Annotated in this window: 12 protein-coding genes; 10 read left to right on the top strand and 2 right to left on the bottom strand. The window is 69.7% G+C overall.

The window, feature by feature from the left end; all coding sequences use genetic code 11:
• Positions 1-34 precede the first annotated feature (34 nt).
• The 8 genes from AC1RTA_RS10200 to AC1RTA_RS10235 all read left to right on the top strand — a co-directional run bounded on the left by AC1RTA_RS10200 (position 35) and on the right by AC1RTA_RS10235 (position 7,387).
• Positions 35-250, top strand: coding sequence for a hypothetical protein (locus AC1RTA_RS10200; RefSeq protein ID WP_492784660.1), 216 nt, complete (start codon positions 35-37; stop codon positions 248-250).
• A gap of 15 nt (positions 251-265) precedes the next feature.
• Positions 266-2,287, top strand: a complete 2,022-nt coding sequence (siaA, locus tag AC1RTA_RS10205; protein ID WP_492784661.1) for a biofilm regulation protein phosphatase SiaA — start codon at positions 266-268, stop codon at positions 2,285-2,287.
• Between the two features lie 23 nt (positions 2,288-2,310).
• On the top strand, positions 2,311-2,859 hold the full coding sequence (gene siaB / locus AC1RTA_RS10210) for a biofilm regulation protein kinase SiaB (protein WP_014236459.1): 549 nt from the start codon (positions 2,311-2,313) through the stop codon (positions 2,857-2,859).
• 12 nt (positions 2,860-2,871) lie between these two features.
• The gene (gene siaC, locus AC1RTA_RS10215; RefSeq protein ID WP_014236458.1) at positions 2,872-3,249 is read left to right on the top strand and encodes a biofilm regulation phosphoprotein SiaC; all 378 of its coding nucleotides are present in this window, start codon (positions 2,872-2,874) and stop codon (positions 3,247-3,249) included.
• 1 nt (position 3,250) lies between these two features.
• Complete coding sequence (gene siaD, locus AC1RTA_RS10220; RefSeq protein ID WP_014236457.1) at positions 3,251-4,027, top strand: biofilm regulation diguanylate cyclase SiaD; 777 nt, start codon at positions 3,251-3,253, stop codon at positions 4,025-4,027.
• Positions 4,028-4,179: 152 nt separating this feature from the next.
• Positions 4,180-5,454 carry a M48 family metallopeptidase gene (locus AC1RTA_RS10225; RefSeq protein WP_492784662.1) on the top strand — a complete coding sequence of 425 codons (1,275 nt, stop codon included), beginning with the start codon at positions 4,180-4,182 and terminating at the stop codon, positions 5,452-5,454.
• A 112-nt stretch (positions 5,455-5,566) separates the two neighbouring features.
• On the top strand, positions 5,567-6,388 hold the full coding sequence (gene pyrF / locus AC1RTA_RS10230) for an orotidine-5'-phosphate decarboxylase (RefSeq protein WP_492784663.1): 822 nt from the start codon (positions 5,567-5,569) through the stop codon (positions 6,386-6,388).
• Positions 6,389-6,571: 183 nt separating this feature from the next.
• Entirely contained in the window at positions 6,572-7,387 is an 816-nt protein-coding gene (locus tag AC1RTA_RS10235) for a peptidoglycan DD-metalloendopeptidase family protein (RefSeq protein ID WP_492784664.1), read from the top strand.
• A gap of 42 nt (positions 7,388-7,429) precedes the next feature.
• Here AC1RTA_RS10235 and AC1RTA_RS10240 read toward each other — a convergent pair whose 3' ends face one another.
• A complete protein-coding gene (locus AC1RTA_RS10240; RefSeq protein WP_014236453.1) occupies positions 7,430-7,561 on the bottom strand; it encodes a hypothetical protein in 132 nt (43 codons plus the stop codon).
• Between the two features lie 78 nt (positions 7,562-7,639).
• On the opposite strand from AC1RTA_RS10240, the gene AC1RTA_RS10245 reads away from it, so the two are divergent.
• Positions 7,640-7,957: a hypothetical protein gene (locus AC1RTA_RS10245; RefSeq protein WP_492784665.1), complete on the top strand. Its 318-nt coding sequence runs from the start codon at positions 7,640-7,642 to the stop codon at positions 7,955-7,957.
• Here AC1RTA_RS10245 and AC1RTA_RS10250 read toward each other — a convergent pair.
• Positions 7,849-8,289: a hypothetical protein gene (locus tag AC1RTA_RS10250; protein WP_492784666.1), complete on the bottom strand. Its 441-nt coding sequence runs from the start codon at positions 8,287-8,289 to the stop codon at positions 7,849-7,851. The genes AC1RTA_RS10245 and AC1RTA_RS10250 overlap by 109 nt on opposite strands.
• Before the next feature lie 177 nt (positions 8,290-8,466).
• Between AC1RTA_RS10250 and AC1RTA_RS10255 the strand changes: the two genes are divergently transcribed.
• The coding region (locus tag AC1RTA_RS10255) for a GntR family transcriptional regulator (RefSeq protein WP_492784667.1) at positions 8,467-8,680 on the top strand (214 nt) is incomplete at its 3' end.

The raw sequence follows: 8,680 nt of genomic DNA on the forward strand, positions 1-8,680 counted from the left end.
CTCCGGGCGCAAAACCAGGAACCAGGAGCGGACCATGGCAGGCGGCGGCTGGGGTTGCCCCCACGAATCCAACGATCGCTGCGGCAAGGTGAATGACCTGCCCTGCGATCCGGGCATGAAGGGCTGCGTCCTCGCCGGCCGCTACCGCTTCGCCAACGACGACAAGAACGAGCGCCTGCGCCAGAAGGCCGAGCAGCGGCGGGAAGTGACATCACCCGCCGCGGATGCGTCCCCGGACGAGCAACAGTAAGCCAGGAAAGGCGCCATGCCCCCACTTCCCGCACCCGTGCCGCCGCCCCAGGCGGGCCGCGCCGGCTGGAGCCTGCGCAGCAAGACCGTGGGCCTGCTGCTGGCGGCCACCGCCGTCATCCTGCTGGCAGCCCTGCTCATCGGTATCCGGGTGGCGGAAGACATCCGCGAAAACCTGGGCACCGCCCTGGCCCGCAACCACGCCCAGCTGACCAAGCAGCGCATTCTCTCCGCCGTCGGGAGGGAAATGGCCCTGGCCCAGCGCTTCGCCGAATCCACCGTGCTCCGGGAATGGATGACCGGCGAGCAGGACGCTGCCAAGACCGAGCGCTTCTTCCGCGAAGGCGAAGGTTTCCGCCGCGCCTTCGCCGACCAGGCCTATTTCGCCGCCCTGGCCAGCAGCCGCCATTTCTACTTCGCCGATCCGCAGGCCGCTCCCCGGGCCGCCATGCGTTACACGGCCGACCCGGCCAACCCGGACGACGCCTGGTTCTTCGCCACCCTGAAGAGCAGCCAGGGCTACAGCCTCAATGTGGATTACGACAAGAAGCTGCAGGTCACCAACGTCTGGATCAACATCGTGGTACGGGACGAAGGGGAGCGCCCCATCGGCATCGCCGGCACCGGCCTCAACCTCAGCCGCTTCCTCAGCAACGTCCTGGCCAACCGGGAAACCGGCGTGGTCACCATGGTGCTGGACCAGAACGGCGCCATCATCGCCCACCCGGACCCGCGCCAGATCGCCTACGCCACCGCCGGCAACCAGAACATCGAAAAGACCATCTACCGCCTGCTGGAGCGACCGGCGGACAAGGAGGCCCTGCGCCGCACCCTGGTGGCGGCCGCCTCCGACGAAGGGGAAGGCACGCCGACCCTGCGCCTGAAGCTGGAAGGCGCCCCCAGCCTGGCTGCCGCCACCTACATTCCCTCCCTGCGCTGGACCGTGCTGACGGCGGTGGACCTCAACACCAGCCGGGTTTTCGACGCGCCCCTGATCACCGCCCTGGCCCTGGGTTCGCTCCTGCTGCTGGCCCTCCTGGTGGGCTTGTATACCGCCGGCCTCAACCGCCTGGTGCTGGCCCCCCTGGCCACCCTCACCGCCGCCGTGCAGCGCATCGGCGCCGGCCATTACGGGGAACGCCTGCGCTCGAACCGGGGCGACGAGATCGGCGAACTGACCCGGGCCTTCGATACCATGGCCCAGCAGGTGCGGGCCCACTCGGAGAACCTGGAGCGGCTGGTGGACGAACGCACCCGGGAACTGGCCGAAGCCCATCGCAAGGTCACCGACAGCATCCGCTACGCCAGCCTGATCCAGCACGCCATCCTGCCGGACAAGGCCCTCAAGGCCGATCTGCAGGGCCAGTACTTCGTCCTGTGGCGCCCCCGGGACGTGGTGGGCGGCGACTTCTACCTGTACCGCGGCGCCGCCGGGCAGTGCCTGTTCGGCGTGGTGGACTGCGCCGGCCACGGCGTCCCCGGCGCCTGCATGACCATGATCGCCCACGCCGCCCTGGAGGTGGCCCTGGGTGATACGCCCTGGCAGGACCCGGCGGCCCTGCTGCAGCGTACCGACCAAGTGGCGCGGGGCATGCTGCCCGGGGATGACCGCAGCCGCCAGATCGCCACCAGCATGGACATGGGCCTGTGCCACGTGGACCTGGAGCGGCGCCTGGTGACCTTCGCCGGCGCCCGCCTGGGCCTGTTCTGGAGCGACGGCGACAACTGCGAGGAAATCCCGGGCCACCGCCGCGGCGTCAACGACCGTCGCAGCGGCAGCTACGACAACGCCCAGGTGCCCCTGGCGGCTGGCCGCACCTTCTACCTGGTCAGCGACGGTTTGCTGGACCAGGCCGGCGGCGACCAGGGCTACGGCTTCGGCGCCCGCCGCCTGGCAGCCTGGATCCGGACCCATGCCCACCTGCCCCTGGCCGAGCAGAAGAGCGCCCTGCTGGAGGAAATCCAGGCCTACCAGGGCCCCCTGGCCCAGCGGGACGACATCACCCTCCTGGCTTTCCGTTTCGACGATCAGCGGTAAGATAGGCCACCCAAGGAGATTCCATGACCCAGACGGCACCCTCCCTCGACATTTTCGCCCTGCGGGAAACCTTCAACCGCGAGCGCATCATGCTCTGCTTCAACGGCCCCATCACCGCCACCCTCATCGAGGAAATCGGCACGGCCCTGCGCAAGCACATGGAAGGCCTGCAGGAATCCCCCTCCGCCGTTTCCGACGTCTTCTCGGTGTATATCGAGATGACCCAGAACATCCGCCGCTACACCCAGTCGCGCCCCGCCCTGGCCATGGAGACGGCCAGCGTCTTCGTCTCCCGGGACGAGGACGGCCGCTACGTGGTGAGCGCCGGCAACGTGCTCGAGGCGGCCGACGGCGAAGCCCTGTTGCAGCGGGTCGAACCCCTGGCCCGGCTCGACAAGGACGGCCTCAAGGCCGCCTTCAAGACCCAGCTGCGCCAGCCCCGGGAAGCCCTGGACGGCAGCGCCGGCCTGGGCCTGATCGACATGGCCCGCAAGGCCTCGGCCCCCCTGCAATGCAGCCTGCGCCCCCTGGACGGCGGGCGCGCCTTCTTCAGCCTGCGGGTCGTGCTCTAGGAAAAAAACAACATGGACAATCTCGACATCCCCCAGACCAACGCCAGCCCGGCCATCCGGGCCGATTGGGAAGCCGGCCTGATCGCCATGCAGGGCGACTCCTATCCGGAAAACTCCTTCGAACTGTTCCAGCCCCTGATCGACTGGGTCGAAGCCTACCTGGCCCAGCCCGAACGCCCCCTGCGCCTGGAACTGGAACTGCTGTACCTCAACACCAGCAGCATCCGCGCCCTCATGGACATCCTGGACCTGCTCGAAGAAGCCCACCGCAAGGGCCGCCAGGTCAGCGTGCGCTGGTCCTACGACGGCGCCAACGAACGGGTGGGCGAACTGGCCGCCGAGTTCAAGGAAGACTGCACCTTCCCCTTCGACATCGCGGCCAAGGTCTGACATGTCCGAGATCCCGGACCTGGAAGCCCGCATCGAAGCCCTGCTGCGCGACAACGCCGCCGATCCGGCCGTGCTGGCGCTGCTGCAGGAGCTGTACGACCGCTACCGCACCCAGGAACGGCTGCTGGACCGGCTGACCCATATTTCCGACCGCTTCCAGCGGGCCGAGCGGGACCGGGGCCAGTCCTACGCCGAGAACTACCAGCGCAAGGTGCGCCAGATCGAAAAGATCGTGCGCATCAGCGACCAGTACCAGTCCATGCTGCGGGACCTGAACGACCGTCTGCACACCATCTCCACCCAGGACGAACTCACCGGCCTGCCCAACCGCCGCTTCATGCAGGCCCGGCTGACCCAGGAAATCGCCCAGGCCGAGCGCAACGGCAGCGACTTCTGCATCGCCCTGGCCGACATCGACCGTTTCAAGGCCATCAACGACAGCTGCGGCCACGCCGCCGGCGACACTGCTCTGGCCCAGGTGGCCGAGGCCCTGGCCGGCAACCTGCGGGAATACGACGTCTGCGCCCGCTGGGGCGGCGAGGAATTCCTCATGCTCTTTCCCGGCTGCGGCGGCGAAGCCGCCCTGGTGCTGGGCGAGCGCATCCGCAATGCCATCGAGGCCGACGCCAGCCGCCGGCCGGACCTGCCCCCCATCACCGTCAGCATGGGCCTGACCCAGTTCCGCCCCGGCGAGAACCTGGACGCCACCCTGAAACGGGCCGACGACGCCCTCTACGCCGCCAAGGCAGCCGGACGCAATCGGGCCGTCCTGGCCTGAACCGGCGCCACCGGCTTTTGGTGCTATGCCAAAAGCCATGAAAGCAGACCTTCGGCATATCCCGAAAGCCTTAACTGGCGCGGTTCTCCGGCTTACAGACGGCTCCCGGCCGACTATCATGCAGGCATTCCGATTCGCCCCGTCGAGCCGCCATGTCCGTCATCCGCTCCCAGCGCCCGCTCCAGCCGCCGGCCAGGCTCTTCCGGCAGGAGGAATACCTCTTTGCCGCCCTGGCCCTGCCCGCCTCCGTCGCCTGGTTTTTCGCCACCTACTGGAGCGACGGCTGGATATGGGCCGCCCTGCCGCCTGCCGCACTATTGCTCCACTGCCTGCGCCATGCCCTGACCTCCCACCTGGAAGGCAACGGCGTCCGCATCACCACCCGCCAGTACCCGGACCTGCACGTGCGCCTCGAGCGCTGCTGCCGCAAGCTGGGCCTGGCCCGGGTGCCCCGGACCTACCTGATCCACGGCTGGAGCCGGCTGCACAGCCTCACCTGGCGCCTGCTGCGGCACCGCCTGGTGATGTTGCGGGCCGAACTGGTGGACGCCCTGGACAGCGATGTGGACGCGGTGGACTTCTATCTGGGGCGGGAACTGAGCCACCTGGCCCGGCCCCATGCCGGCTACGGCTGGTGGATCCTGCCCGCCCTGCCCCTGCCCCTGCTCAGCAGCGCCTACCGGCGGGCCAAGGAATACACGGCGGACCGCTGCGGCACCCTGTGCTGCCGCAGCCTGCACTCGTCCATCCGGGCCCTGGCCCTGCTGGCGGCGGGCCCCCGCCGCTGGCAGAACCTGGATGCCCACGCCTTCGTGGACCAGGCCGCCCATAGCGGCGGTTTCTGGATGTCTCTGCAGGAACTGACCGCCACCGCTCCCTGGCTGTGCAAACGCATGGCCCGCCTGCCGTCCCCGCCCATGGCCGTGCCCCGCCGCCACCTGCTGGCCTGGCCCGTGGCGGCGGTGCTGCCGGCAGTGGGCGGCGGCGGCTTCCTCGCCAACCTGGCCACCCTCGGCGTGCTCGGGCTGAGCCTCATGCTGGTGGCCCTGCCGGCCTACGAGGACTACCGCCACAGCACGGTGTACCACCCCCTCTTCTCCTATGCCCACAACCTGGCCCAGGCTGCCAAGATCCGCTACGAGGCGGAGCACACCCTGACCGCCACCCCTGCCGAGCTGGGCTTCGGCCGCCTGCCCCTGGGCATCGCCCGGGTGCACATGGACGAGGAAAACGGCCGCATCACCCTGGGCCTGACGGAAGGCAGCAACATCGTCTATTACCCCTACCTGGACACGGCCGCCCGCATCGTCTGGCGCTGCACCACCACCCTGCCGCGCCAGCACATCCCCTGGGACAGCCGCTGCAACAGCAGTTCCGAGGACGGTTCCGCCCCCATCGCCTGGCTGCGGCAACTGGCCCGGCTGTAGGTCCTTCGGCGCCGGCCGCCGCGGCCTTTTCCTTGGGGCGAGGTGCCGCCGGCGGTACAATGGCGGCCTTCACCGCCCTGGGCGGCCGCCCGCACCGATCGAGCCGATGACCATGAACTTCCGCCAATCCCTCGCTGCCGCCTGGCAGAAAAACAACTCCCTCCTCTGCGTCGGCCTGGACCCGGACCCGGCCAAGTTCCCCGCCCACCTGCAGGGCCGCGACGACGCCATCTTCGAGTTCTGCAAGAGCATCGTGGACGCCACCGCCGACCTGGTATGCAGCTTCAAGCCCCAGATCGCCTACTTCGCCGCCCGCCGCGCCGAAGACCAGCTGGAAGCCCTGATCGCCCACATCCATGAGCGGCACCCGGGCATCCCGGTGGTCCTGGATTCCAAGCGGGGCGACATCGGCAGCACCGCCGAGCAGTACGCGGTGGAAGCCTTCGAGCGCTTCGGCGCCGACGCCGTCACCATCAACCCCTACATGGGCAAGGATTCCGTGGAGCCCTACCTGGCCTACCCGGACAAGGGCGTGATCCTGCTTTGCCGCACTTCCAACCCCGGCGGCAGCGACCTGCAATTCCTCGAAATTGGCAACAGCGGCGGCGAAAAGCTGTTCGAGCGCGTCGCCCGCCTGGTGGCCACGGAATGGAACACCACCGGCCAGTGCGCCCTGGTGGTGGGCGCCACCTTCCCCGCCGAAATCGCCCGGGTGCGGCAACTGACCTGCGACCTGCCCCTGCTGGTGCCCGGCATCGGCGCCCAGGGCGGCGACATCGAAGCCACCGTCAAGGCCGGTCGCACCGCCGACGGCACCGGCCTGATGATCAATTCCTCCCGCGCCATTCTCTACGCCGGCAAGGGCGAGGACTTCGCCGCTGCCGCCCGCCGGGTGGCCCTGGAAACCCGGGACGCCATCAACCGCTATCGCTGAGAAGCAGGCGGGACGGCCATGCCGGCGATGGCATGGCCGTCAGGCAGGAAACACGCCCCTTCCCGGGCACCATTGCCGGAGGATGCCGTCCTTATTGCCTTTTCAGCAACCGCCCTGCACTCCCCCGCTGTCCATTCGCTGCAGCGCCACCCCCGGCCTTTTTCCTCTCCTTCCGGATCGCCCATGAAACGCCTCCTGCTGCCCCTCCTGGCCCTCGCCGCCTGGCCCGCCCTGGCGGCGCCGCGCCATCTGCCGGTTCCCGGCGGGGTGGCGGTGGTGCCGCTGCAGGCCCCTGCCGGCAAGGCGCCCAGGGCCTTCTTCGGTGACACGCCCCTGGCCGTGGTGCGGGAAGAGGGGCGCTGGCTGGCCCTGCTCGGCATTCCCCTGGAGACGCCGCCGGGGCGCCTCAGCCTGCGTCTGGAAGGCAGCGACGCAGCCACGGCCGAGGTGGAGGTGCGGGCCAAGGACTATCCGGTGCAACGCCTGACTGTGCGCAACCCGCGCCACGTCAATCCGACACCGGAAGACGAGCTGCGCATCGCCCGGGAGCAGGAAATCCAGGACCGCCTCAAGCGCCACTTCGCCGCCACGGCGCCGGCCACCGCCTTCCGCCTGCCCGCCGACGGGCGCCTCTCCTCCCGCTTCGGCCTGCGCCGCTTTTTCAACGGCGAGCCGCGCCGGCCCCATGCCGGCCTCGACGTGGCCGCGGGCAGCGGCGCCCCGGTGCGGGCCGCCGCCCCCGGCACCGTGGTCAACACGGACAACTTCTTCTTCAACGGCAACACCGTGTTCGTGGACCATGGCCAGGGCCTGATCAGCGCCCACATGCACCTCTCCCGCGTGGACGTGAAGGAAGGCCAACGGGTGGCCCAGGGCGAACAGCTGGGCGCCGTCGGCGCCACCGGCCGGGTCACCGGCCCCCACCTGCACTGGGCCGTGTTCCTCAACGGCACGGCGGTGGATCCCGAACTGTTCCTGCCCCCCGCCAAGGGCCGATAAAAAAAGGCGCCCGCGGGCGCCTTCTCCTGGCTGGGCCGGACCTCAGCCCTTGGGCTTGGCCGGCGTGCTCATCTGCTTGCCCTCATCCTTGGCCTTGTCGCCAGGACAGGCCAGGGCCGATACACTGACAGCCGCCAGCAGCACGGCCAACACACTCGCGCACCACTTTTGCATGGACCACTCCTTCCCACGTTGAGGAAGCCGTTGGACGCCGCCCGCTGCAGGCGGTTCCTCCAGCAAGCCGCCCCGACCATGGACACCCAGACCATCCACCTGCACCTCAAGGCACCGCCCAAGCCCGACGCCGGCCAGCCCTGCAACGGTTGCGGCGTCTGCTGCGCGGCCGAGACCTGCCCCCTGGCCAGGCTGCGCTTCCGCCGGCGGCAGGGCCCCTGCCCGGCCCTGGAATGGCTGGCGGAGGAAGCCTGCTACCGCTGCGGCCTGCTGCGCCGCCCCCACCATTACTGGCCGGGGCTGCCGGCCTGGGCCGAAGGCATGGCGCGGCGCCTGACCCGGCGCTGGATCGCCGCCGGCAGCGCCTGCGACAGCCAGGCGCAGATCGCCCCGTAGGCGCGCCGCCAAGGCAGAGATAGGGAGTAGGTCTCGGGCTGCCACCACAGCAGCGTGGCGCCGCCATCCTCGCCCCGCAGCTCGAGGACGCCGTGTTCCGACCAGTCGCACCATTCCTCCGCCCCCAGCCGCCGCTGCGGCCACCACACCCGGGCCCCCAGCCAGCGGGGCGGCCCCTGCACCGTCACCCGCCCGGCCGCCACCCACAGGCGGCAGCCGGGCTGCACCGCCAGTTGCATCACCATGCCGGCGGCCAGGTCGATGGACTGGGCCTGCTCCTGCCCTTGCGGCCCCCGTTGCACCTGTTGCCGGCTTACCTGTCTCGATTCCATGACCGTTCTCCGCGAGTTGATGGGACGGCCTCCATCCTAGAGAGAGCCCCATCGGCGCGGCAGGCACAGGCGCTGCCCGGGAGAACCGCTACAGACACCGGCTTTCTCCATCTGTTATGGTGCAAATCCCGGCCATCTATATCTGGCCGCCGCCCCCGCCACAGGAGAACATGGGCCATGGACACCGCCCTCCCCCTCTACCAGCGTCTCGCCACCCACTACCGGGAGGCCATCGCCCACGGCTCCCTGCTGGTGGGCGACCGCTTTCCCTCGGTGCGCGCCCTCATGGGCCGCCACGGCGTCAGCCTAAGCACGGCGGTGCAGGTGTGCCGCCAGCTGGAACAGGAAGGCTGGCTGGAGGCGCGGCCCCGTTCCGGCAATTTCGTCCGCC

It is taken from the genome of Azospira sp. MPR-E4, from assembly GCF_058809645.1.

Coding starts and splice junctions, on each gene's coding strand:
- AC1RTA_RS10200 (WP_492784660.1), top strand. CDS start 35: ATGGCAGGCGGCGGCTGGGGTTGCCCCCACGAATCCAACGATCGCTGC.
- siaA (WP_492784661.1), top strand. CDS start 266: ATGCCCCCACTTCCCGCACCCGTGCCGCCGCCCCAGGCGGGCCGCGCC.
- siaB (WP_014236459.1), top strand. CDS start 2,311: ATGACCCAGACGGCACCCTCCCTCGACATTTTCGCCCTGCGGGAAACC.
- siaC (WP_014236458.1), top strand. CDS start 2,872: ATGGACAATCTCGACATCCCCCAGACCAACGCCAGCCCGGCCATCCGG.
- siaD (WP_014236457.1), top strand. CDS start 3,251: ATGTCCGAGATCCCGGACCTGGAAGCCCGCATCGAAGCCCTGCTGCGC.
- AC1RTA_RS10225 (WP_492784662.1), top strand. CDS start 4,180: ATGTCCGTCATCCGCTCCCAGCGCCCGCTCCAGCCGCCGGCCAGGCTC.
- pyrF (WP_492784663.1), top strand. CDS start 5,567: ATGAACTTCCGCCAATCCCTCGCTGCCGCCTGGCAGAAAAACAACTCC.
- AC1RTA_RS10235 (WP_492784664.1), top strand. CDS start 6,572: ATGAAACGCCTCCTGCTGCCCCTCCTGGCCCTCGCCGCCTGGCCCGCC.
- AC1RTA_RS10240 (WP_014236453.1), bottom strand. CDS start 7,561: ATGCAAAAGTGGTGCGCGAGTGTGTTGGCCGTGCTGCTGGCGGCTGTC.
- AC1RTA_RS10245 (WP_492784665.1), top strand. CDS start 7,640: ATGGACACCCAGACCATCCACCTGCACCTCAAGGCACCGCCCAAGCCC.
- AC1RTA_RS10250 (WP_492784666.1), bottom strand. CDS start 8,289: ATGGAATCGAGACAGGTAAGCCGGCAACAGGTGCAACGGGGGCCGCAA.